Origin of the sequence: Arthrobacter bambusae, from assembly GCF_030812595.1 — a bacterium.
GTDB classification, from domain to species: domain Bacteria; phylum Actinomycetota; class Actinomycetes; order Actinomycetales; family Micrococcaceae; genus Arthrobacter; species Arthrobacter bambusae_B.
In genome coordinates this window covers 33,808-58,149 of the sequence record NZ_JAUSSZ010000005.1, presented here as the reverse complement: position 1 = coordinate 58,149, position 24,342 = coordinate 33,808, and the positions used below count along the sequence as shown (strand labels likewise).

Genomic DNA, 24,342 nt, shown 5'->3' with positions numbered 1-24,342 from the left:
GACAAGAATGAATTCACAGTCCACACCGACCGCCCCTGAGCCGGGATTCACCTTGAGCTATGGGTACGGGACAGATCGTGGGCTCAGCCGGGAACTCAACGAAGATTCGCTCATCGCGGAGGATCCGGTCTTCGCGGTGGCTGACGGCATGGGCGGGCATGAGGCGGGGGAGATCGCCAGCGCATTGTGCGTACGTACCCTTGGCCGCATGCCGCAATTGGCGGCGGGTGTCCGATCGGCAACCGCGGTCGCGCTGCAAAAATGCATCCTTGCCGCCGACTCCCAGATCCGGAATGCCACCGGTGGACGTGCCGGAACCACGCTGTCCGGAGTCGTCGTCGCCGAGTACATGGGCGTCCCGTATTGGCTCGTCACGAACATCGGCGATTCGCGGACGTATCGCTTGAGCGGGGGCGATTTCAGGCAGATCAGCGTGGACCATTCGGAAGTCCAGGAACTCGTGGAAGCCGGCAGGATCACGCGTGAAGAAGCCACGGTGCATCCGCGCCGCCATGTGGTGACCCGCGCGCTCGGCACCGGCGGTGAAAACGAAGCGGATTTCTGGTTGCTGCCCATCCAGGACGGGGACCGGATGCTGGTCTGCTCTGACGGACTCACCGGGGAGCTGAGCGACGAGCACATCTCCCGGATCCTGAGCACGGTCGAGAAGCCCCAGGACGCCGTGGATTCCCTGATCCAGGAGGCATTGCTGAGCGGCGGCCGGGACAACGTCACCGCGATTGTCGTGGACGCCAGGATCGCGAAGAACGACGCCGGAGGTTCCGATATACGGCCGTCCGCCTAGCGTTTTCGGAGCCCGGGATTTGCGACACGCCCGGACTTTGTAGGAAGATTCCGGTCAATACCACCCCAACTCCGGGCGGCCTGTGCCGTCCTGCAGAGGTAAACATGACCCAACGCTCTTCCGCGCGTTCCAGCGGCGCGGCCCGTGCCGCTGTGCGACGCCCGTTCTCCGTTGCCCTCGCGGGCATTGCCATGGCTGTGGCGATGTGCGCTTTCCCGTTGCTTTCGGCACACGCCGAGCCGCTCGTGGCTTCCCAGAATAGCCAAACCACCACGGCTCCGGCGCCGGCCCCGACACCGGACCCGGCACCTGTACAAACTCCGCCGAGTCAGTCGAAGGTGGAGCCCGCGCCTTCCAAGCCACCCGTCGTCGCGCCGGTTCAACCCGCTCCGGTGGCACCGGTCCAACCCGCCCCGGTGGTGCCCGCCCAACCCGCCCCGGTCGAGCCAGCCGCTCCCGCACCCGCGCCCATGACGGACATGACCGAACCGGATCCCGGCGTGGCGCCGTCGGATGCTCCGGCGGCCACCAGCCAGGCGACCCCGTCGGACAGCCCGACGACGAGCAGCGCCTCGCCGTCGGCGTCGTCCAATTGGAATACCCCCATCCAAGACGGTCTCAAAGCCACCCAGGCTGCCGCGGTGAGCAATGCCAAAGGTCCGGGTTCGGATATGTTCGCGGTGATTGCCATTATGGGCGGCGTGCTTTTGGTGGCGGCCGGCGGCATTGCCTTCGCGTTGTGGAGCCGCAACCGCTTTACGCACTGAGTGCAACTAGTTGCCCGGCGGCCCTAATTTGTCGCGGCTTTGCGGCAAGATAGGTACGTGAGCACAGCAGAGAGCGAAACCGCAGTTCCAACGGAAGCCGTACGGGAAGAGTACGAAAACCTCGCGGACCTCGTCCGCAAGTACCGCTACGCGTACTACCAGGAAGATGCGCCGACGGTTTCGGACGCCGAGTTCGACTCCCTGTACCGCCGCCTTGAAGAACTCGAGGCCCTGCATCCCGAACTCGTGTCCAACGATTCGCCCACGCAGGAAGTGGGCGGCGAAGTGTCGGCTGCTTTCGCCGCCGTCGAGCACCTTCAGCGGATGTACAGCCTCGAGGATGTCTTCTCGCTTGACGAGTTGGAAGCGTGGGTCCGCAAGGCAGAGGCTTCCGTCGAAAAGCTCGGCACGGCGGCTTCCCGGATTGCGTGGCTTACGGAGCTGAAAATCGACGGCCTGGCTGTGAACCTGCTCTACCGTGACGGCAAGCTCGTGCGTGCCGCCACGCGCGGAGACGGCACCACGGGAGAGGACATCACCCACAACGTGCTCACCATCAAGGAGATCCCGCGCCAGCTCAGCGGCAGCGGATTTCCGTCCGAGGTGGAAATCCGGGGCGAAGTCTTCATTCCGTCCAAGGCTTTCGCCGAATTCAACGAAGCGCTGATCGAGGCCGGCAAGGCGCCGTTGGCCAACCCCCGCAACGCCGCGGCCGGTTCCCTGCGCCAGAAAGACCCCGCGGAAACCGCCAAACGCCCGTTGCGGATGTTCGTCCACGGCATCGGTGCCCGCGAAGGCCTTGACTCCACCAGCCAGTCGGAAACGTACAAGCTGCTGGAGGAGTGGGGACTGCCGGTCAGCCCCTACCTGAAAGTCCTGGACTCCTTCGAGGAGGTCCTCGACTTCATCAAGCACTTCGGCGAACATCGGCACGACCTCCTGCACGAGATCGACGGCATCGTGGTCAAAATCGACGACTTCGCCACGCAGCGTGCCCTCGGTTACACCTCACGCGTGCCTCGTTGGGCCGTTGCCTACAAATATCCGCCGGAGGAAGTCCACACCAAGCTGTTGGACATCCTCGTCAACGTGGGCCGCACGGGCCGCGTGACTCCTTTCGGCGTGATGGAACCGGTCAAGGTGGCCGGATCCACCGTCGAGATGGCGACGCTCCACAACCAGGACGTGGTCAAGGCCAAGGGCGTGATGATCGGCGACATCGTGATTCTCAGGAAGGCCGGAGACGTCATTCCTGAGATCGTCGGGCCGGTACTGGCCCTGCGCGACCAGCAGGTTCCACCCGTTCGCGAGTTCGTGATGCCCACGGAATGCCCGTCCTGCCACACGCCCTTGGCTCCGGCGAAGGAAGGGGATGTCGATATCCGCTGCCCCAACGCGAAGTCATGCCCGTCCCAGCTGCGCGAGCGCGTGTTCCACGTCGCCAGCAGGGGCGCCTTCGACATTGAGGCCTTGGGGTGGGAAGCAGCCATCGCGCTCACGCAGCCCGCGGAACCGGAAACGCCGCCGCTGCGCAGCGAGGCGGCCCTGTTCAGCCTCAAGCCGGAGGATCTCGCCGACGTCCGCATCCGCCGTGAGAAACGCTCCAAAGGCGTGGGCACGGGAACATTCGAATTGGTGCCCTACTTCTATTCCAAGGCGACCGCGAAAAGCCCCTCAAAACCCACAGCCACCACGGACAAACTGTTCAAGGAACTTGAGAAAGCCAAATCGCAACCTCTCTGGCGCGTCCTTGTTGCCCTGTCCATCCGGCACGTCGGACCCACTGCGTCCCGGGCGCTCGCAACGGCCTTCGGGAGCATGGAAGCCATTCGGGCCGCATCTGAGGAGGAATTGGCCAACGTGGACGGGGTGGGACCGACCATTGCCGCGGCGCTCAAGGAATGGTTTGCCGTTGACTGGCACCAGGAAATCGTGGACAGCTGGGCCGCCGCCGGGGTGCGCATGGTTGACCAACGCGATGCCGGGATCCAGCGGAACCTGGAAGGCCTCACCATCGTGGTGACCGGCTCCCTGGCCACGCTGAGCCGGGACGAAGCCAAGGAAGCCATCATCATCAGGGGCGGCAAGGCAGCCGGCTCGGTGTCCAAGAACACCGACTACGTCGTGGCGGGCGAGAACGCAGGCTCCAAGCTCGACAAGGCTGAGCAGTTGGGCATCCGGGTGTTGGACGAGGACGGCTTCAAGGCATTGCTCGACGGCGTCCTGGAACCCGCCGCCGGCACGGCTTCCGGTGATGAGGACGCAGCCGTCGCCGTGGCGGAAATGGAAGCCGCCGAATGACGGCCGATGCACTGGAGCTTCTCGCTGTCGCGCAGACGGCGGCCGCGGCAGGAGCGGAGGTGCTCGCCGGCCGGCCCGCCGGCCCCAACTCGGTGGGGAGTCTCGGCGTCGTGAACAAAGGCGACGCCGGCGATTGGGTGACGGCCTTCGACGTCGCGGCAGAGAACGCTGTGCGGGTCGCAATTACGGCTGCCCGCCCGCAGGACACCATCACGGGTGAAGAGCACGGCACCACCCGGCCAGAGCAGCCCAGCGGCTACCGGTGGTCCATAGATCCGCTGGACGGCACTACCAACTTCATCCGGAATATCGTCTACTACGCCACGTCTGTGGCCGTTGCGGATGCCGACGGCGTTTGGCTCGCCGGCGTCGTCAACGCACCTGCGTTGGGACGCGTCTACTCTGCGGCCCGCGGCCACGGAGCGTGGCTCGAAGAAAACGGCCAGCGGACCCAGCTGAGCGGACCGCTCCTGGGCCGCACGGGACTAATTGTGGCTTCCGGGTTCAGCTACGACCCGGCAACGAGGGCTGAGCAGTTCGCCGGGCTCGGGAACCTCATGGAAGGCTTTGCCGATCTCCGCCGGCTCGGCTCCGCAGCGCTGGACCTCTGCCTCGTGGCCGACGGAACCCACGATGCCTTCGGAGAGCGCGGGCTCAACGAACACGACTACGCGGCGGGGGCCTTGATCGCCGAGGAAGCCGGCTGCTGGGTCCGCCGCCCCCGGCTGACCAGCCCATTGGACGGCGGCCCCACCGACGCGGAACGTTTGGAAGCGTGGACGTGCGCCGGAACCCTCGAGCTCTCGGGCAAGTTCCCGCTCTAGCCCCGGGCGACGCTCGGTCACTTGTGGCGGCTTTTCGGGCGACGCTCGGTCACGTGTGGCGGCTTTTCCCGCGACGCTCGGTCACTTGTGGCGGCTTTTCGGGCGACGCTCGGTCACGGCCGGAGAGTCGACCCTCGTCAGGCCCTGGTGAGCGACTCCGTTTTATCTGAGCGAGCGTTTGGGGATTGGGGTGCGGATGTGAGCGAGCGTTTGGGAATTGGGGTGCGGATCTGCGCGAGCGTCCGGTCGGGCGTGATAGTTCGGTCACGGAAACGCCGCTTTGGCGCTTCGATCCCCGTGGACCCGACTAGCATGGATCAGTGCATTCGCAGATTACCGTCCGTCCCGCCCTGCCCGAAGACTACGACGACGTAGCCCGTATCACGATGGCGTCTTACGTGACCGCTGGCTACTATGGCAGCCCGGATCACCCATACCTTGAGAAGCTGCGCGACGTGGCCGGCCGCGCCCGGCATGCCGACATATTCGTCGCCGAGCGCGATGGCCAGGTTATCGGTTCCGTCACGTCAGCGAAGGCCGGAGGCGATTTCTCGGACATTGGCCTTCCGGACGAACTCGAAATGCGCACCTTGGTAGTTGATCCCCAGGTCCAGCGTTCCGGCGCGGGCCGCGCCCTTGTTCAGGCGGTAGTCGACCAAGCCCGCTCCCTGGATGGCATCAACGCCGTTTCCCTCACGACAGGGGCTACCTGGGAAAGCGCCAATGCCCTCTACGCGAAGACCGGATTCGAGCGCGAACCGGACCGTGATTGGTTTGTTCCCGGGACCGACATAAAGCTGTTCGTTTACCGGCAGGACGTCCGCCAGCCATAAAGTTTCCTCGTAAACCCCGGCCATCGGGCCGGGTGCGGAAACCGAGAAAGGCGCGGCATGCGCAAGACATTCGGCACGGGCTCGGTCTGGGAACAGACCCTTGGATACTCCCGTGCGGTCCAGGTGGACAACACACTCTTCATTTCGGCCACGGCGGCGAGCGGTGTCGTTGACGGCAAAAACACGATCGTCGGCGACGACTTCTATTCGCAGACCAAGTACATCCTCGAAAAACTGGGCACGGTCCTGGAAGACGCCGGGTTCGCCTATGAGGATGTCGTGCAGTCCAAGCTTTACCTGACAGACATCAGCAAGTGGGAAGACGCCGGCCGCGCGCACGGAGAGGTCTTCGGCGAGATCCGTCCCACCCTTTCCCTGGTTCACGTCCTGCCGTTCCTCGACCCGGAAATGCTGGTCGAAATCGAACTGGTAGCCCAGAAGAGCGCCTAATCAGCCCAGGCTATGCGCGAACTGGCAGTAGATGCCCTCAAAATCGACGGGAGGGGTCATTTACTGCCAGCTCGCGAGGGGACGCCGTAGCGGTGTTCCGGGCGGCCGGTGCTGCCGTAGCGCAGTTGGATCTCGACGGCGCCATCATCGGCCAGCGACGACAGGTACCGTTGCGCAGTGGCGCGTGAGACGCCCACGCGTTCCGCCACTTCGGTGGCCGAGTATTGCTCCCCGGGTGCCAGGGATTCCAGTACCGAGGCTTCGGTGGCCGAACGCGGCTTTCCCGACGGCGCCACGTCACCGGCTATGAGCGCTCGCTTGGCCCGTTCGATCGTGTCCTGGTCCACGGCGTGCTGCCGGCCGAGAAGGCGCCGGTAACGGGCATAGGAACGCAGTTGCTGCGATAGTGATTCCGCTGTGAACGGCTTCAAGAGATAAGCCAAGGCCCCGCGGCGTAGCGCCGTCCTGATGGACACGGCGTCCGACGCCGCAGTCAGCATCATGGCATCCACATCGAGTTGCCCCAGGAGGTCCAGGCCCGAACCGTCCGGCAGGTAAACGTCCAGCAACACAAGGTCCGGCCGCAGGCTGTGCACGGACTGCAGCGCCTGCGCCGTGGATCCCACCGGGGCCAGGGCAAGGAAACCGGCCACGGAGTCCACGTAGGCGGCATGGAGCTTCGCGACGTGGAAATCGTCATCCACAATCAACACCCTGAAGTCTTCGCTCACTGGCGTCCTTCCTTGCGTTCGGAGGGTTCGGCTGAGGCTGCGGCGCGTTCCGCCGGCGGGTTATCGTCCGGCGTACCGGTGACGTTCGGCATCGTGGCCATGAAGACGGCGCCAGGACCGCCGGGGGAGCCTGGTTCCAGGACCCGCACATCTCCACCCCGACGCCGGGCGATTTGCCGCACTAGCGCAAGGCCCAGTCCCTGCCCGCCCGCCTTGGCGATACCGCCCTCGGCGGGCTCCGCCGTCGTGAATCCTTCCACGAAAACCCTATCGGGCTCGATACCGCCCAGGCCGTCGCCGGAGTCCGCGACGACGATGTGTAGCGTGCCGTCGTCGGGCCCCGGTTCGTCGAGCAGCTCAAGCTCCACCCAACGTTTCGCCGAAGAGCCGGCGACGGCGGCGTTGACAGCGTTGTCGATCAGGTTGCCAAGGACCGTGGTGACGTCCTGTGGTTCGGTGACGTGCTCCCGCACCAGGGTCTCCGGGCCGATCCGCAATGACACCCCTCGCTCATCCGCTTCCACGCTTTTCGCGCCGACGAAGGCCTGCAGATAAGGATCCTGAAGAAGCTCGGCTTGTTGGACAGGAAACTTCAAGGGCCCAGTGGCGGAGATCCTGGCGAGGTAGTCTTTGGCCTGGCCGTGTTGACCGATGCTCATGAAACCGGCGATCGTGTGGAGCTGGTTCGCGAATTCGTGGCGTTGGACCCGGAGCGCGGCGGACATCGTGCCCACCGCGTCGAGCTGGCGTGTCAGTTGCTGCAGCTCGGTGCGATCCCTGAGCATGACCACCCAGCCGAGATCCTCCTTGCGGTGCAGCGCCTTGCGGGCGTTGGCGACCAGGACCCGGCCGCCCGCCACGATTTCCACGGCTTCGGCGTCGTGCGCGGAAGGTTGGGTGAGGGCCTTCAGCTGCGCCGGGACGGCGGCCCTTTCCCAGTCAGTGCCGGTCAAGTCAGTGCCGGCCAAATCCGAGCCGGCATAGTCGCTGCCTCCCGTTGCGGGGGAGCCCGTCCTGGGGGAGCCGGGGGTTCCCGGTGCTTCCGGCATGCCCAGCAGCCGCCGGGCCGCGGCATTGAAGACGGTGATGCGGCCATCGGCGGAAATGCCGATCACGCCGTCGTCCACGCCTTGAAGCACGGCAACCTGGTCATGGACGAGGGTACTGATCTCTTCGGGTTCCATGCCCAGGGTCAGGCGTTGCAAGCGACGACGCAGGAGGAAGGACGCGAGAACGCCGGCAACCAGGGAGCCGGCCGCGGTCAGCGCAATCGGCACGATGTCCTCGGCAAGGCTCTGGCCCAGAGTCTCCATGGAGTAGCCGACGCTTATCTCGCCCACCACCGTGGCTGCGGAACCTGGCGCGTACACGGGAACCTTGGCGCCCGCGGACGGTCCCAGGGTTCCGGTGTTCCGGGTGGTGATTTCCTTCCCGGAGAGGGCATCCGAGGGGTCGGTGCTGACCCGTTCGCCGAGCCGGGCTTGGTCCGGGTGGGCGAGCCGCAGGCCCGTCTCGTCCGTGACCACCACGAACAATGCACCCGTGCGGCTCCGGGCAGCCTCGGCAGCGGCTTGGATGGGTCCGGCCGCGAGAACTGCAGCGGGCGGGGTTCCTGCCTCTTTGCTGATGGCTTCGACCTGGCTTCGGATCGCCGGATCCGAAGCCACCGTTCGCGCCAAGGTCAGCGCCTGGTTCTCCGCCTCTGTGCCGATCCGGCCATAGACGAGCCACGCATGGACGCTGCCGCTGAGCAGCACCACCAGGAGGACGACGCCGAGCTGAAGGAGCAGTGTCTGCGTCGAGAACCGGACGGCAAGCCTGGGCATCCTGCCTCCTTCCGATGCGGGAAGGGCCGGCTGGAGCGGGGCAAGCAGCGGCGCTTCACTTCAAGGTCTACATCTCCATTGAAGCATTGAGCAGAATGAGCAAAATGCTCTCAATCAGCACTATGCCAATCAAATCCCGCAAACACCTTGCCGTAAGCGCCGCCACTATACGTTCTGTATCGCGCATCACATCGACGTGATGCCGTTCACTGTAGTAAGGAGCCGGCTGTGCTGGTATTGCTTGGATTCGCAATGATTGCGGTGTTCATGGTCCTGATCATGACAAAGAAGTTGACGCCCGTTCTGGCGCTGATCATCGTTCCCACTATTTTCGGCCTGTTTGCCGGTGCCGGTCTTGGCATCGGAGGCATGGTGATGGACTCGATGAAGTCCATGACGTCCACGGCCGCCCTCCTGATGTTCGCGATCGTGTATTTCGGACTCATGATCGACGTCGGCCTGTTCGACCCTCTCGTGAAGTTCATTCTCCGCAAGCTCGGCAACGACCCAGCCAAAGTCGTCTTGGGCACCGCCATCCTGGCTGCCGCGGTATCCCTCGATGGTGACGGCTCCACGACCTTCATCCTCACCACCGCAGCGATGCTGCCCGTGTACCTCCGTTTGAAGATGAGCCCCGTGGTCCTGACCTGCGTGGCCGGCCTGGCAAACGGCACCATGAACATCCTGCCGTGGGGTGGTCCCACCGCCCGGGCGGCCACTGCCCTCAAGGTCGACGTCAACGACGTGTTCGTTCCCATGGTGCCGTCCCTCATTGCGGGCCTTGTTGTCGTCTTCGTGTTCTCCTGGCTGTTGGGCCTGCAGGAACGCAACCGGCTCCGCGCCGCGGTTCCCGAGATCTGGGGCGACGTCGCCGACGCCGGTGACGTGTTCGACGGCGGAGCGCGCCGCGGCGGCACGGGCGCCGGTTCCTCTGGTGCTGGGTCCTCGGGCGGCGCCGCCGCTAAGCCAGGCGCCGGCGTCGGACTCTTGGAAAGCACCAAAACCCTGGTCGACCTCGCCGACACCGGCTTGACCGACACCGCACTCGATCCCAACCGCAAGACCCTGCGCCCGAAGCTCTTCTGGTTCAACCTCGGCCTGACGGTCGCTGTCATGGTCATGCTCGTGGCCAACCTGGTGCCGTTGCCTTACGTCTTCATGGTGGGTTCCGCAATTGCCCTGCTGGTGAATTTTCCCATGGTCAAGGAACAGGGAGCGCAACTAGTGGCCCACGCGCCGTCCATCGTGGCCGTGGTCAGCATGGTCATGGCCGCGGCTGTCCTCACGGGTGTCCTTAACGGCACCGGCATGGTCAAGGAAATGTCCGCGTGGCTGGTCCACATCATCCCTGCCGAGATGGGTCCGTTCATGGCCGTCATCACCGGCCTGCTCAGCATCCCGATGACGTTCTTCATGAGCAACGACGCCTTCTACTTCGGGGTCCTGCCGGTCCTGAGCGAAACCGCCGCGCACTATGGCATCAGCGGCGCGGAAATGGCCCGCGCCTCCATCACCGGCCAGCCCTTCCATCTCCAGAGCCCCCTGGTCCCTGCCATCCTGCTCTTGGTTTCCCTGGCCAAGGTAGAACTCGGCGACCACCACAAGAAGGTCCTGTGGCGCACGGCGGTCATCTCGGTAGTCATGCTCGCGGTCGGCATGCTGACAGGAGCAATCGGCATCGGGTAACCCCACTAAAAGACAACCGAGACGGCAGAGTGCAAATGGTCCGCACCCTGCCGTCTCGCTTTGTTGTGGCAGGCGCAACGTGATCGGGGCACATCGGGGACGGAGCCGGACATCCTGCCGGCTGCGTCTAAGCGACGAAGGAGCGAGCAGCCAAAGGATCCGTCCGGTCCGGCGCCGGAAGCCGACCCCGGACACGGGCGCCGGGGAGTGCGCCCAACCAACGTAGACTAGTCCGGAAAACCATTTGAACTTTGCAGGGGAGATCCATGGCTGCGATCAACCGTGACGACGTCGCGCATCTTGCGCGTCTTGCTCACATTGAAATGAGTGCCGAAGAGCTGGACAGGATGGCCGGCGAGCTCGCCGTCATCGTGGATTCGGTGAAGTCCGTCAGCGAAGCCGCCGGGGACGATGTCCCGGCTACGTCCCACCCGATTCCGTTGAGCAACGTGTTCCGTGAGGACGTCGTGGGCCACACGTTCACTGCCGAGCAGGCCTTGTCCGGGGCTCCGGATTCCTTCGAGGGCCGCTTCAAGGTTCCGGCAATCCTGGATGAGGACTAAGCGAATGACTGAATTGAACAACTCCGAACTCATCCGCCTGTCCGCAGCGCAACTGGCCGTCAAGCTCGCCGCGCGCGAGGTCACGTCCGTCGAGGTCACCCAGGCGTACCTGGACCGCATCGCCGATGTAGATGGTCAGGTCAACGCGTTCCTGCACGTCAACGCCGAAGAGGCGCTCGCAGTCGCCGCCGAGGTGGACGCGATCCGCGCCGCCGGCGGTGCCGAAGCTGAAGAGCTGCACGAACTCGCGGGCGTTCCCATCGCCGTCAAGGACCTGATCGTCACCATTGGCCAACCCACCACGGCCGGTTCCAAGATCCTCGAGGGTTGGCACAGCCCCTACGACGCCACGGTCATCAAGAAGCTGCGCGCAGCGAAGATGCCCATCCTGGGCAAGACCAACCTGGACGAATTCGCCATGGGGTCCTCCACGGAGCACTCGGCGTACGGCCCCACCCGCAACCCGTGGGACCTGGACCGCATTCCCGGCGGCTCCGGCGGCGGCTCCGCGGCCGCGGTCGCAGCTTTCGAAGCTCCGCTGGCCCTCGGCACTGACACCGGTGGATCCATCCGCCAGCCGGGCGCCGTCACCGGCACGGTTGGCATGAAGCCCACCTATGGTGCTGTTTCCCGCTACGGCGCCATCGCCATGGCGTCTTCGCTGGACCAGATCGGCCCCGTTTCGCGGACCGTGCTGGACTCCGCCTTGCTGCAGGAAGTCATCGGCGGCCACGATCCCTTCGACTCCACTTCCCTGACGGATCCCTTCGACACCCTCGTGGCCGCAGCCAAGACCGGCAACGTCAAGGGCATGAAGATCGGCATCGTCAAGGAACTCCACGGCGAGGGCTACCAGGCCGGCGTCGAGAACCGTTTCAACGAGTCCCTCGAGCTGCTCAAGGAGGCCGGCGCTGAAATCGTCGAGGTTTCCTGCCCCAACTTCAAGTACGCGCTGGGCGCCTACTACCTGATCATGCCGTCCGAGGTTTCCAGCAACCTGGCCAAGTTCGACGGCGTGCGCTACGGCTTGCGTGTCCTGCCGAAGGACGGACCCATGACGATCGAACGCGTCATGGGCGCAACGCGCGCGGCCGGTTTCGGCGACGAGGTCAAGCGCCGCATCATCCTGGGCACCTACGCCCTGAGCGCCGGCTACTACGACGCCTACTACGGCTCGGCGCAGAAGGTCCGGACGCTCATCCAGCGTGACTTCGATGCCGCATTCGCGCAGGCCGATGTCCTGATCTCGCCGACCGCTCCCACCACAGCCTTCAGGCTGGGGGAGAAGCTGGACGACCCGCTGGCCATGTACCTCAACGACGTCGCCACCATCCCGGCGAACATGGCCGGCATCCCCGGTCTGTCCCTGCCCGGCGGCCTCGCCGACGAAGACGGACTGCCCGTGGGTATCCAGCTGCTGGCACCCGCCCGGGAGGACGCCCGCCTGTACCGCGTGGGCGCTGTCCTTGAATCCTTGCTCGAAGAGAAGTGGGGCGGGCCGTTGCTGGCGCAGGCGCCTGAATTGAAAAACGCAGCTCTCGGTACAGCATCCAACTCCGCCGGAGGTTCCAACTAATGTCTACCGACGCTATCCTCAGCTTCGAAGAGGCCATGGAGAAGTACGATCCCGTCCTGGGCTTCGAGGTCCATGTGGAGCTCAACACCAAGACCAAGATGTTCTCCTCCGCCCCGAACGTCTTCGGCGACGAGCCCAACACCAACGTCAACGAAGTGGACCTCGGCATGCCCGGCGTCCTGCCGGTAGTGAACAAGGCGGCGGTGGAGTCCTCCATCAAGATCGGCCTTGCCCTGAACTGCAAGATCGCCGAGTCCTGCCGGTTCGCGCGGAAGAACTACTTCTACCCGGACACCCCGAAGAACTTCCAGACTTCCCAGTACGACGAGCCCATCGCATACGACGGCTACCTGGACATCGAACTTGAGGACGGGACCGTGTTCCGCGTGGAGATCGAGCGCGCGCACATGGAAGAGGACGCAGGCAAGCTCACCCACATGGGCGGCGCCACGGGCCGCATCCAGGGCGCTGATTACTCACTGGTGGACTACAACCGGTCGGGCGTTCCGTTGGTGGAAATCGTCACCAAGCCGATCGAGGGCGCCGGCAGCCGTGCACCAGAGCTCGCCAAGGCCTACGTTGCCGCGGTGCGCGAAATCGTCAAGAACCTGGGCGTTTCCGACGCCAGGATGGAACGCGGCAACGTCCGTTGCGACGCCAACGTCTCCCTGCGCCCGCACGGCCGCGAACGTTTCGGCATCCGTTCCGAGACGAAGAACGTGAACTCGCTGCGCGCCGTCGAGCACGCCGTCCGTTACGAAATCCAGCGCCACGCCGCCGTCCTCGAGTCCGGCGAACCGGTCATCCAGGAGACGCGCCACTGGCACGAAGACACGCGCACGACGACGTCGGGCCGGGCAAAGTCCGACGCCGACGACTACCGCTACTTCCCGGAGCCGGACCTCGTTCCGGTCCTCGCGTCCCGTGAATGGGTGGAAGAACTCCGCGCCACGCTGCCCGAGCCGCCCGCCGCCCGCCGCAAGCGCCTCCAGGCCGACTGGGGCTACTCGGACCTCGAGTTCCGCGATGTGGTGAACGCCGGCGTCATGGATTCCATCGAGGAAACCATCGCGGCAGGTGCCAGCGCTTCCGTGGCCCGCAAGTGGTGGATGGGCGAGATTGTCGGACGTGCCAAGACGGCCGACGTCGACCCCTCCGATCTCGGCGTCACGCCGCAGACCATCGTAGAGCTGCACAAGCTCGTCGAAAGCGGCAAGATCAACAACAAGATGGCCTCCCAGGTGCTCGACGGCGTCCTCGCCGGCGAAGGCGCTCCGGCCGAGATCGTCGAGAAGCGCGGCCTTGCGGTCGTGTCCGACGACGGCCCGCTCCTTGAGGCTATCGACGCCGCACTGGCGGCCCAGCCGGACGTCGCGGAAAAGATCCGCGGCGGCAAGCTGCAGGCCATCGGTGCGATCGTCGGCGGAGTCATGAAGGCCACCCGCGGGCAAGCCGACGCCGGGCGTGTCCGCGAGCTCATCCTCGAGAAGCTCGGCGTCGAAGGCTAACCCGGGCCCAGGCAGTTGGTGTCGTTTTGAAGGGTTAAAACGACACCAGCTGCGGCCTTTGTTGTGTCCGGATCCACAGCCCCCACACAGCTTCGCGGCGCATCATGGTGTCATCAGTTCTTTGCTGCCCGCCCCTTGCCGGCTCGGGGAGGAGCGGAGGAAGGATTCGGCCATGTCCACCATGTCTCCGGGGCTTCGCAAGGCCCTCATCGCCGGCGGTATCGCCGTCGTCTTGAGCGGAGGTGGTGTGGCCGCAGTCTGGGCTGCCGGCCAGGTCATCCCCTCGTACGTAGTGAGCGCGACGCCTACGGATACGGCTTCCCCTGCCACCCCGTCACCGGGGGCCACCTCGCCCGGCGCTCCGTCACCCGGCAAGGCCCGGCCGTTCCCCGCACCTCCCCGCGGCTTCGCAGTTCAGCGGCTCCACGGTGAGTTCACGGTCAAGAACAAGGACGGCACCTTCACAACGCTTGTGATGCAGCGCGGCACCGTGCAGTCAGTCAGCGATTCAAACATCTCCGTGAAGAGCGATGACGGCTTCACCCAGAGCTACGCGATCACATCGTCTACTACCATCGTCAAGCTCCCCGCCTCCGGAACGGGTATGCAAGGCCGGAAGCCGTCGCCCCAAAGCATCAAGGCGAGCGATCTGAAGGCGGGGGATACCGTCGCAGTCTCCGGTACGAAGAGCGGCACCACGGTCACGGCCACGCGTATTACGGCAGGTACCCCGCGCAGCACCCAGCTAAGCCGCAGTTAGTTACGCGGAGCCCGAAAACGGCAACAAAGGCGAGCTAGTCGGGGACGATGCGGCCACGATAAGCGGGGCAGGGGACAACGCTGGCTATGATGCTAATACCGTCGAACTCCACTTACGGGGTGCCGGTCGAGTCAGAAAGGTGACGAATGCGCCCCACGATCAAGTCCGTGGCGGCGGTGGCCGGAGTTTCGACGGCGACTGTGTCTTACGTACTCTCCGGCCGGAGCGGGAAAGCCGGCGGGGGGAGTGGCTCGGGGGTAGCCCCCGCTACGGTGTTGCGTGTCCAGGAGGCTGCCAAGTCTTTGGGTTACAGGCCCAACCAGGCCGCCAGGGCGATCCGCACCGGAAGAACAAATCTGCTCATGTTGTCCTTGACCATGATTTCGGATCCGTGGGCATTGGACATCAGCCGGGCCGTCGGCACGGCTGCGGGTCAGCACGGTATCACCCCCATGATCCTGGCCGACACTGACTGGCGCATCGCACTCAAGCGGCAGAACGCAGACGTGACCTTCATCGACGCCGCGGAGGAACCGGGCGACGCTGAACTGTTGGCGCAGGCGGCCAAACTGCAGCGATTGGTTGTCTTCAGCGACACCATGGAACCTCAGGGGTTCGACGTCGTACGCTCCATGCCCGGGTCCTCCTGCGACCAGGCGGTGGCACACCTGACCAGTCGGCACGTCCGGGTGGGTTGCCTTGCCGCTGCGCCTCGACCAGGCAACCCCATTTCCATCCGCCTGCGGGCGTACATCCAAGGTCTCGCGGCCGCCGGTTTGGATTACCGCGACGAATACGTCGAACGGTTCGACCTGGACACCCAAAGCGCCTTCGACGCGGCCCAGCGCCTGTTGCTGCGGAAGGACCGCCCGACGGCGATTTACGCAACCACGGACTTTGCGGCCATTGCGGCCATTCACGCAGCCCAACGCCTCCAGCTTCGCGTTCCCGAGGACGTCGAAGTGGTGGGCATCGGCAACACGACCGAAGGCGAATTCATGGCGCCGTCGCTGACTACGGTCGGCCCTGAAGGATTTTTCGACGGCGTGGCAGAGTTCCTCCTTGACCGGGCAGAAGATCCGGATGCACCGAGCAAGGTGCTGGAATTCCCTTGGAGCCTCATCGTCAGGGACTCGGCACCCGCCGTTTGAAGTACGACGGCGGTAGGCAGGGGCCCCGGAAGCCCGCCTCCTGCACTGAAGCCCATTCTTCAACCCCCCTTAACGTGCACTTTGGTGACGTTTTGAGCAAAGAAAAATCACTAAAAGATCATTCTCGACCTTGCATTTAAACGATTAACATGATGTGATCGACTACACATCACCAGTGGTGTTGGCTTCCGAATGCGTTGCCGCCGCCGCGAGGGATCGTCGGTCTCCTGACCCATGACATCGGAGAATTCATATGAACCACAACCTGAACCGCAGGTCGTTTCTGTCCTTTGCGGCCGCCAGCGCCGCTGTCGTTTCGCTCGCGGCTTGTGGCGGCAACGGTGCCGCTGGAAGCAACGCCGCCCAGGCTGCGTACGCTGCCCCCGCCAAGGACTTGAGCGCGGAGCTTAACTACGCCATTTGGGACGCGGCGCAAAAGCCCGCGATGCAGAAGATCGTCGCTGAATTCAACAAGCAGTACCCCAATATCAAGGTGACCATCGACGTTACGCCATCGAAGGGTTCCGCCTACTGGACGAAGATTCAGACCCAGGCAAGCAGCAACACCCTGCCGGACGTTTTCTGGATGAATGGCCCGCACATCAAGCTTTACGCCCAAAACAACCAGCTGATGCCCCTGGATGGCCTGGCGTCCGGCAAGGCAGTGGACAAAGCCAGCTATCCCAAGGCGCTCGTGGACCTTTACACCGTCAATGGCACGTTTTATGGGGTGCCGAAGGACTTTGACACCAGTGCGCTCTTCTACAACAAGGCGCTCTTCAAGGACGCGGGCGTGGCTGAACCGACCTCGTCCTGGACCTGGGACGACGTGAAGTCCGCAGGCGCCAAGCTCTCCAAGTTCTATCAAGGCAAGGGCATCTACGGGTACGCCGGAGACCTCACCGGCGGCCAGACCAGCTACTACAACACGATGCTTGAAGCCGGCGGAACCATCATCTCGGCGGACGGCAAGAAGTCCGGATATGACTCGCCCGGCTCCATCGCCGGCCTGCAGTTCTGGCGTGACTTGATTGAATCCGGTGTTTCGCCCTCCATGCAGCAGCTGACCGACACTTCCTCGAGTGACATGTTCACTTCCAAGAAGCTCGCCATGACCATGGATGGATCGTGGACTGTTGGACCGGCACACACCGCCCTTGGCGCCGACCTGGGCATTGTGTCCCTTCCCAAGGGCCCGAACAGCAACCAGAGCGTGATCCATGGTTTGGCCAACGTGATTCCCGCAAATGCGAAGAACCCGGCAGCAGCCCAGGCGTTCGTGGCGTTCCTGGGGTCCCAGGACGCGGCCAGGATCCAGGCCGAAACAGGAACGGTCATCCCGGCCTTCAACGGCACGCAGGATGCCTGGGTCAAGTCCGTGCCGTCCGTTGACCTCGGTGTGTTCCTCGACCTCGCCAAAGATGCCTCGCCTTACCCGGTGTCGGCCAATACTGCGGCATGGAACGAACTGGAGAACTCCCTCTTGCCGCAGGCTTTCGCCGGGACCAAGCCGGTGGCCGACGTCGCCAAAGACCTCGCCAGCCAGATGAATTCTGCGCTGGCCAAAGAGTCATGAAAGCCCCGGTCCTGACAGCGGGTACCGAAACCAGCCGCGACCATGCCACCAAAGCCCCGCTTCCATCGGCGGCCCGAAGGAAAGGCAAGTCAAAGTCAGACGGGTTCTGGCCGTGGTTGTTCGTGGTCCCCACCGTGGTTGGAATCGGCGTGTTCTATCTCTGGCCAATGGTCCAGACGTTCTACTACAGCTTCACGAAGTGGGGCGTCTTCGGCGGCGCCAAGTTCATCGGCCTGGACAACTACACCCGGATGTTGGCCGACTCCAGCATTCCCCAATCAATTCTCAACACACTGATCTATACCGCCATCGTGCTGTTGGGGATTCCCGCCGCCGTGATTCTCGCATCCCTGATTGAGCGTCCCGGGATGCGGTTCGCGTCCTTGTACCGGACTCTGTATTTCATTCCCTACGTCACCATGCCCGCCGCGGTCGGCATTGTGTGGAGACTGATTTACAACGGTGACTTCGGGCCAATCAACTGGTTCCTCAGCCTGTTCGGAATCCACGGCCCGTACTGGACCTCCACCCCCGGGTTTGCCCTCCTGGCCGTAGCCACGGTGGGACTATGGATGTCGCTCGGATTCAATCTCCTCATCATTAGCGCGGGACTGCGTGAAATTCCGCGCGAGCTCTTTGAGGCTGCGGAAATGGACGGCGCCAGCAGGATCCGCCAATTCTTCAGCATCACGGTGCCCTTGCTGACTCCCAGCATCTTCTTTGTCACGATCGTCACCGTGATCAGCGGATTCCAGCTATTCGACCTGCTGTACGTGATGATGGGCAAGGCCAACCTGGCCATGCCGCAGACGCAAAGCCTGGTCTATATCTTCTACAACCAGGCATTCCTGCAGAACGACAAGGGCTACGCTGCCGCCATCGGCATCCTGATCCTGGCAATTATCGCTCTCTTGACGGCTTTCCAATTCCGTATCCAGAAGAGGTGGGTCAACTATGTCTGAGTCGACGCTTGCTGCCACAGCCAGGGCCGAATCGGTACCGGTTGGCGAATTGGCGCCCAATCCGTCGTCGGCCCGGGCCCACATGCCCGATGCCAAGAGCCGGAGCGGCAAACAGGGATCCAATACCGTGGCCCATATAGTCCTCGGGATTGGCGGCCTGGTCATGGTCTCGCCCCTGCTGTACCAGATTGTCATGTCTCTTTCGACGAACACCGAGGTCCAGAGCACGCCGCCAACATTGTGGCCAAGCGTGATCCAGTGGCATAACTTCGCGGATGTTTTTGGGTCCATGAATTTTGGTTCACAGCTCTGGGTGACTGTGGCGATTACCGTCCTCAGGGTCATTGGACAGGTGCTCTTGTGCTCGATGGCGGGCTACGCCTTCGCCCGGATGCGCTTCCGATTCAAGGGGCCCTTGCTGGCGCTGGTGTTGTCGATCATCATGGTGCCGTCCCAGCTATTCCTCATTCCGCAGTACCAGATCATCCAGAACCTGGGATGGTTGAACAGCATCGCAGGCATCGTGGCGCCCGGCATCTTCAGCGCATTCGGCCTGTTCCTCATGCGCCAGTTCTTCATGGGACTCCCGGATGAACTTGAAGATGCTGCCCGGCTGGATGGAGCCAATCCGTTCCAGGTCTTCTTCAGGGTCATGTTGCCGTTGGCGGCCAATGGCCTGTGGGCGCTGGTGGTCATCACCGTGTTGTGGTCCTGGAACGATCTGCTCTGGCCTTTGGTCGTCACGTCGACGGCGAACGCCGCACCGTTGAGCGTCGGGTTGTCGAACCTCCAGGGCGAACATTCCAATAACTATCCGATCCTGATGGCGGCCTCACTGATGGCCATGGCACCGATCCTGATCATGTTCCTGCTCATGCAGAAACGTGTCATGGCGGGCATTGGCCGCTCCGGGCTCAAATAGGAGAGGACACCGTACTTTGACGGAAGAGAAATCCGCGCCAGGCGAAGGCTGGTCATTCGTCTTGGCTGACTCGTTGGAAAAGGTTTATCCGGAGCGGGAGCCGCGGCCGCTGGACACCAGCATTCCGCAGTCCGTTTTCCCGGGTGAAACGGCGTCGGTCCAGCTGGCTCTCCGGCCTCCACTGGGGCCTGACTTCCGGTCGCCGCAGCCGTTGGTTGTGGCAGTCGGTGGTTCCGCGGCGCCGTTCAGCTCCATCTACCAGGTGGAGCTCGTGCCATGCATCGTGGCTGCGTTTCCACAGCATGATGATGGTTATGACAAGGACACCCCTGGACTGTATCCCGATCTATTGCGGCCCGCCCCGGACGGAGCGATCCAACCCATCTTCGGTCATTGGACTGCTGCCTGGATCGATATCGTGGTGCCTTCCCCGGAACGAGCGGGAGAATACGACGTCGACATCTCGGTGACGGACGCATCGGGAGGCTTCCTCTTCACCACGAGCGTCACGATCCGGGTCCTCGAGGCTATGCCGGCGGAACTCGGGATCGTGAACGCCCATTGGTTGCACTGTGACGGACTGGCAACGCACTACGGGGTCAGTGTGTTCAGTGAGGACCATTGGGCCATCATCGATGCGTTCATTGGGTCCGCCGCGCGGATGGGGGCCAACTCGTTGTTGACGCCTACCTGGACGCCCCCGTTGGACACTGCCGTTGGCGGGAGCCGCTTGCCCACTCAGCTCATAGGCATCAGCGATGTTTCCGGATACGAATTTGATTTCAGCAATTTGCGCCGCTGGATCGCCTTGTGCGCTAAACATGGCATCCGCTATTTGGAAATCGCCCATTTGTTCACCCAGTGGGGTGCCAAGGCAACGCCTGCCATTTACGTCCGCACCGCCGAAGGGCAGGAACGCCGCTTTGGCTGGGACGTTCCTGCGACGTCGGCTTCATACCGGGCCTTGATGGCCGAACTGCTGCCAGCGTTGCGTTCTTTCCTGGCGGAGCATTGGTCCCTTGACCGGGTGATCTTCCATATTTCCGACGAACCGTCGGGAACCGAAGCCATGGCAGGGTACCAACAGGCCAAGGACGCGGTGGACGATCTTTTGTGCGGGCTGACGGTGGTTGACGCACTCAGCGACTTTGAGCTCTACAGCAGCGGTATCGTGCCGCATCCGGTCGTGGCAACGGACGCGGTGGTGCCGTTCCTGGCCGCCGGGGTGGAAAACCTCTGGGTCTACTACTGCGTCTCCCAGGACCGGGGCGTCGCCAATCGTTTCATCTCCATGCCCTCTGTCCGCAACCGGGTTCTGGGGCACCAACTGTTTGCTTTGGCGTGCGGCGGCTTCCTGCACTGGGGATTCAATTTTTACAACACTGCGCACTCGCTGGCACCCGTGGATCCATTTACGGACACATGCGCCGGCGGTGCTTTTCCGGGCGGCGACGCATTCATGGTCTACCCGGGGCCGGACCGAAAACCGTGGGAGTCGATCCGTTACAAGGTATTCGCGCAGGCCATGTGGGACCACCGCGCATTCTCCCTGTTGGCGAAGCTGACCGGCCGCAAGAAAGTGCTGGAGCTCATGGATACAAACGGCTCCGGCGGACGCCTGGCCATGGACGACTTCAGCTACGATCCGCTCCACTACAGGAGAGTTCGGGAGCAGGTCAACCAAAGGATCGCGGAGCTCATCGGTCAATGATCCACATGGCACGCGCACATCAACTTTTCGAGTTAGGGAATCACTTATGGACCTCAAAGTAGGCATCGTCGGCTTCGGGCTGCGCGCGTCCTTGTGGCGCCACGCGCACAAGCCGGGCGAAGGCTCCGAAGTCACCATCGTGTGCGACACGAGCGAGCGAGGCCGGGCGGATGCGTCCAAGCACATCCCCACAGCCCGGGTCGTGGCCGATCTCGACGAGATCCTGGACAGCGGGATCGACGCCGTGCTTGTCCTCACCCCGGACAACCAGCATGCCGCCGTCGCGGTCCGCACGCTGAAGGCTGGAATACCGACGTTCTGCGAGAAGCCCATCGACGTGACCATCGAGGCCGCCGACCTTGTTCTGCGGACCGCCCACGAAACCGGGACCAGGCTCTACGTCGGCCACAACATGCGGCACATGCCCGTGGTGGTCCAAATGCGCGAACTCATTGAGGAAGGCCGGATCGGCGAAGTCAAGGCCGTTTGGTGCAGGCATTTCGTGGGTAACGGAGGGGACTACTACTTCAAGGACTGGCACTCCGAGCGCAAGAATGTCACCTCGCTCTTGCTGCAGAAAGGCGCCCACGACATTGACGTGATCCACCGGCTCGCCAACGGGTACACGCGGCGGGTTTCCGCCGTCGGAGATCTGGCTGTCTACGGCTCGGTGCCCCGGCGGAGCGACAACAGCGGCCGGCGTATGCGGGACTGGTTTTCGATCGACAACTGGCCGCCTACAGAGCAGAAGGACCTCGCCGAGAACATCGACGTCGAGGACATCTCGATGATGAACATGGTCCTGGACAACGGAGTGCTGGCGTCCTATCAGCAGTGCCACTTCACGCCGGATTACTGGCGGAACTACACCGTGATCGGGACGAAAGGCAGGATCGAGAACTTCGGCGACGGACCCGGCCAGCAGATCAAGGTGTGGACAACACGGTCAAGCGGTTACGCGGAGCCGGACGCCGTCGTCGAAATCCAGGACGGCGAGGGCGGCCACGGCGGCGCGGATCCGCGGCTGATCGCGGAGTTCCTCCGCTTTGCGGCCGAGGGTGGACAGACGCAGACCAACCCGATCGCAGCCCGCCAGGCCGTTGCCGCCGGAGTCCTGGCCGCGGAGTCCCTGCGCGGTGACGGTTCCGCCCGCGACATTCCGGCCCTGCCCCAGGACCTGGTGGAGTACTTCGAAGCCGGGCAGCCGGGCTTGGTCCAGGGCCGCCGAAGCTAGCGTCCCGGGTCCAGCAGGTTAGGCGGCGTCGGCGAGTTCGGTCATGACGGTCTGCAGTGCTTCGCAGACCGTCATGACAGATTTCCGTTTCAGTGTTTCGGGCCTTGCCAGGATGTCGATTTTGCGCACGGAATTCACCCCCGCGAGCGGACGCAGCACCACGCCGGCGTCCAGTACCCGCTGGGCGGTGAACCGCGGGAGCAGACCTATCGCGCCTCCGTCCGCCACGAGCGAGGCCACGGTGGAATAGTCGTTGATGCGGTGCAGGACATCAGCCGGACGCCCGCTGACGGCCACAACGGCGGCCAGCACGTCCGCGGGGGAGTAGCCTGCGCGGCTGGTCACCCAGGGCTGCCCGACGACGTCGGCCGGCCTGAGTTCGCGGCTCGCCGCGAGCGGGTGCCCGGCAGGCAGCGCGACGTCGAGCGGTTCGTCGGCGAGCGGGATCACGGCTACTTTGTCGGTGGGCCACCCGGGACTGTGTTCCATCCGGTGCGCCAGCACGAGGTCATAGCGCGCGGCGAGTCCAGGGAAGTCTTCCTGTGCGACATCTTCGTCGGCGAGCTTCACGCGGGGAACGCTGTTTTCCGGACCCGCGTTGCGCGCGGAGGTCAGCAAGGCCGCGAGCGGAGCGAACAAGGCCTGGCCCGCGCTGTGGAAGGCGCTGACGGTGACTGTTGAGCCAGGCGAGTCGTGGTACGCGCCGATGGCTGCCTGGGCGTCCGCGAGCGCATTGACGACGGCGGCTCCGGCGTCGGCGAGGACCCGGCCCGCGTCGGTGAGCACCAGGGCGCGGCCCTCTTTGCGGGTCAGGGGTACGTCCACGGACTTCTGCAGGAGCGCGAGCTGCTGGGAGACGGCCGACGGAGTGACCATGAGGGTCTCGGCCACGGCCTTGACACTGCCCAGATCTCCTAGTTCCCTGAGCATTTGGAGCTGATGAACTTCCATTTAGCAAATGCTAAATCGTTGATTGAGAAAAACCTAGTTGTGCTAAACCGTGCGCGAAGCTTCAATGAAGTGAAACGGCACACAACGGCCCAATCCCTTGAGTTAGGAAGACCCATGAAGGCTCTCTACAAGTCCGGCCCCCACGCTGGTTTCGAACTCGTCGAACGGCCCGAGCCGGAGGCCGGTCCCAGCGACGTCAAGATCCGCGTCATGACCACCGGCATCTGCGGCACTGACCTGCACATCCAGTCCTGGGACGCTTGGGCACAGAGCATTATCGAGACTCCCTTGATCGCAGGACACGAGTTCTACGGCGAAGTGGTCTCCGTCGGCGAAGACGTCCGCGACGTCAAGGTCGGAGACCGCGTCTCCGGAGAAGGCCACGTGGTCTGCGGCATTTGCCGCAATTGCCGCGCTGGCCGCCGCCAGATGTGCATCCACACGGTGTCCGTAGGCGTGCAGCGCGATGGTGCGTTCGCCGAATACGTCGTCATCCCGGAGACCAACGTCTGGGTCCACCAGGATCCTTCCATCACCCCTGAGCTCGGCGCCATTTTCGATCCCTTCGGCAACGCCGTCCACACCGCACTGAGCTTCCCCCTGGTCGGCGAGGATGTGCTCATCACCGGTGCCGGACCCATCGGACTCATGGCAATCGCCGTCGCGCGCCACGCCGGTGCCCGCAAGATCGCCATCACGGACGTCTCGGCTCCCCGCCTTGAACTCGCCCGGAAAATGGGCGTGGATCTCGCCGTCGACGTTTCGAAGACGCGCGTCAAGCATGCCCAGCTCGAGCTCGGCATGCGCGAAGGATTCGACATCGGCCTGGAAATGTCCGGACATCCCACGGCCCTGCCTGAGATGATCAACAACATGAACCACGGCGGACGCATCGCCATGCTTGGCTTGCCCAGCCAGTCCATCGACATTGACTGGGGCAAAGTGGTCACGCACATGTTGACCCTCAAGGGCATCTACGGCCGCGAGATGTACGAAACCTGGTACGCCATGAGCGCCATGCTGTCCTCCAACCCCGAACTGCACAGCCGCATTTCGGCCGTCGTCACGGACAAGCTGTCCGCCACCGACTGGGAAAAGGGCTTCGAAATCGCCCGCGCCGGCACCGGCGGCAAGGTTGTCCTCGACTGGACCGAAATCTAAGAGCCCTTAAAGTCCGCCAAACCAGCACCCTACTCCCAGTACCA

The 24,342-nt window shown here is 63.8% G+C and carries 20 protein-coding genes and 1 pseudogene; 18 read left to right on the top strand and 3 right to left on the bottom strand.

Translation table 11 applies throughout. The features are described 5' to 3' along the window. Positions 1-7: 7 nt before the first annotated feature. The 6 genes and pseudogenes from J2S96_RS08685 (at position 8) to J2S96_RS08660 (ending at position 5,980) form a co-directional block, all read left to right on the top strand. On the top strand, positions 8-805 hold the full coding sequence (locus tag J2S96_RS08685) for a PP2C family protein-serine/threonine phosphatase (RefSeq protein ID WP_306861884.1): 798 nt from the start codon (positions 8-10) through the stop codon (positions 803-805). 104 nt (positions 806-909) lie between these two features. Next, on the top strand, positions 910-1,572 hold the full coding sequence (locus tag J2S96_RS08680) for a hypothetical protein (protein WP_306861883.1): 663 nt from the start codon (positions 910-912) through the stop codon (positions 1,570-1,572). A 93-nt stretch (positions 1,573-1,665) separates the two neighbouring features. Beyond that, positions 1,666-3,873 (top strand): annotated as a pseudogene (gene ligA / locus J2S96_RS08675) (NAD-dependent DNA ligase LigA); the annotation flags it as partial. Next, entirely contained in the window at positions 3,870-4,697 is an 828-nt protein-coding gene (locus J2S96_RS08670) for an inositol monophosphatase family protein (protein ID WP_306861879.1), read from the top strand. The pseudogene ligA and the gene J2S96_RS08670, both read left to right, overlap by 4 nt. A 320-nt stretch (positions 4,698-5,017) precedes the next feature. Further along, positions 5,018-5,530 (top strand): GNAT family N-acetyltransferase, encoded by a 513-nt coding sequence (locus J2S96_RS08665; RefSeq protein ID WP_306861877.1) that lies wholly within the window; start codon positions 5,018-5,020, stop codon positions 5,528-5,530. A gap of 57 nt (positions 5,531-5,587) precedes the next feature. Further along, on the top strand, positions 5,588-5,980 hold the full coding sequence (locus tag J2S96_RS08660; RefSeq protein WP_306861875.1) for a RidA family protein: 393 nt from the start codon (positions 5,588-5,590) through the stop codon (positions 5,978-5,980). Positions 5,981-6,036: 56 nt separating this feature from the next. Here J2S96_RS08660 and J2S96_RS08655 read toward each other — a convergent pair whose 3' ends face one another. Continuing rightward, complete coding sequence (locus J2S96_RS08655; RefSeq protein WP_306861873.1) at positions 6,037-6,711, bottom strand: response regulator; 675 nt, start codon at positions 6,709-6,711, stop codon at positions 6,037-6,039. After that, on the bottom strand, positions 6,708-8,537 hold the full coding sequence (locus J2S96_RS08650) for a sensor histidine kinase (protein WP_306861871.1): 1,830 nt from the start codon (positions 8,535-8,537) through the stop codon (positions 6,708-6,710). The genes J2S96_RS08655 and J2S96_RS08650 overlap by 4 nt, the downstream gene beginning before the upstream one ends. Positions 8,538-8,765: 228 nt before the next feature. Here J2S96_RS08650 and J2S96_RS08645 point away from each other — a divergent pair, with 228 nt between their 5' ends. From J2S96_RS08645 to J2S96_RS08595, 11 genes are all read left to right on the top strand, one after another. Beyond that, the gene (locus J2S96_RS08645) at positions 8,766-10,223 is read left to right on the top strand and encodes a CitMHS family transporter (protein ID WP_306861868.1); all 1,458 of its coding nucleotides are present in this window, start codon (positions 8,766-8,768) and stop codon (positions 10,221-10,223) included. Positions 10,224-10,489: 266 nt separating this feature from the next. Next, positions 10,490-10,786, top strand: coding sequence for an Asp-tRNA(Asn)/Glu-tRNA(Gln) amidotransferase subunit GatC (gatC, locus tag J2S96_RS08640; RefSeq protein ID WP_078105822.1), 297 nt, complete (start codon positions 10,490-10,492; stop codon positions 10,784-10,786). Between the two features lie 4 nt (positions 10,787-10,790). Continuing rightward, positions 10,791-12,362: an Asp-tRNA(Asn)/Glu-tRNA(Gln) amidotransferase subunit GatA gene (gene gatA, locus J2S96_RS08635; RefSeq protein ID WP_306861866.1), complete on the top strand. Its 1,572-nt coding sequence runs from the start codon at positions 10,791-10,793 to the stop codon at positions 12,360-12,362. Beyond that, positions 12,362-13,870, top strand: coding sequence for an Asp-tRNA(Asn)/Glu-tRNA(Gln) amidotransferase subunit GatB (gene gatB, locus J2S96_RS08630; RefSeq protein WP_306861865.1), 1,509 nt, complete (start codon positions 12,362-12,364; stop codon positions 13,868-13,870). The genes gatA and gatB overlap by 1 nt, the downstream gene beginning before the upstream one ends. Before the next feature lie 172 nt (positions 13,871-14,042). Beyond that, positions 14,043-14,630, top strand: a complete 588-nt coding sequence (locus J2S96_RS08625) for a DUF5666 domain-containing protein (protein WP_306861863.1) — start codon at positions 14,043-14,045, stop codon at positions 14,628-14,630. 146 nt (positions 14,631-14,776) lie between these two features. Further along, positions 14,777-15,781 (top strand): LacI family DNA-binding transcriptional regulator, encoded by a 1,005-nt coding sequence (locus tag J2S96_RS08620; RefSeq protein ID WP_306861861.1) that lies wholly within the window; start codon positions 14,777-14,779, stop codon positions 15,779-15,781. Positions 15,782-16,034: 253 nt separating this feature from the next. After that, positions 16,035-17,357, top strand: coding sequence for an ABC transporter substrate-binding protein (locus tag J2S96_RS08615; protein ID WP_306861859.1), 1,323 nt, complete (start codon positions 16,035-16,037; stop codon positions 17,355-17,357). Further along, on the top strand, positions 17,354-18,319 hold the full coding sequence (locus J2S96_RS08610) for a carbohydrate ABC transporter permease (RefSeq protein ID WP_306861857.1): 966 nt from the start codon (positions 17,354-17,356) through the stop codon (positions 18,317-18,319). Before J2S96_RS08615 ends, J2S96_RS08610 begins: the two co-directional genes overlap by 4 nt. After that, entirely contained in the window at positions 18,312-19,241 is a 930-nt protein-coding gene (locus J2S96_RS08605) for a carbohydrate ABC transporter permease (RefSeq protein WP_306861855.1), read from the top strand. Before J2S96_RS08610 ends, J2S96_RS08605 begins: the two co-directional genes overlap by 8 nt. 16 nt (positions 19,242-19,257) lie before the next feature. After that, positions 19,258-20,952, top strand: coding sequence for a DUF4091 domain-containing protein (locus J2S96_RS08600; protein ID WP_306861853.1), 1,695 nt, complete (start codon positions 19,258-19,260; stop codon positions 20,950-20,952). Positions 20,953-20,998: 46 nt separating this feature from the next. Further along, the gene (locus tag J2S96_RS08595) at positions 20,999-22,186 is read left to right on the top strand and encodes a Gfo/Idh/MocA family protein (RefSeq protein ID WP_306861851.1); all 1,188 of its coding nucleotides are present in this window, start codon (positions 20,999-21,001) and stop codon (positions 22,184-22,186) included. Between the two features lie 18 nt (positions 22,187-22,204). Here J2S96_RS08595 and J2S96_RS08590 read toward each other — a convergent pair whose 3' ends face one another. Next, complete coding sequence (locus J2S96_RS08590; protein ID WP_306861849.1) at positions 22,205-23,137, bottom strand: LysR family transcriptional regulator; 933 nt, start codon at positions 23,135-23,137, stop codon at positions 22,205-22,207. A gap of 114 nt (positions 23,138-23,251) precedes the next feature. Between J2S96_RS08590 and tdh the strand changes: the two genes are divergently transcribed. Further along, the gene (gene tdh / locus J2S96_RS08585) at positions 23,252-24,298 is read left to right on the top strand and encodes an L-threonine 3-dehydrogenase (RefSeq protein WP_306861847.1); all 1,047 of its coding nucleotides are present in this window, start codon (positions 23,252-23,254) and stop codon (positions 24,296-24,298) included. The last annotated feature ends 44 nt before the right edge of the window (positions 24,299-24,342 follow it).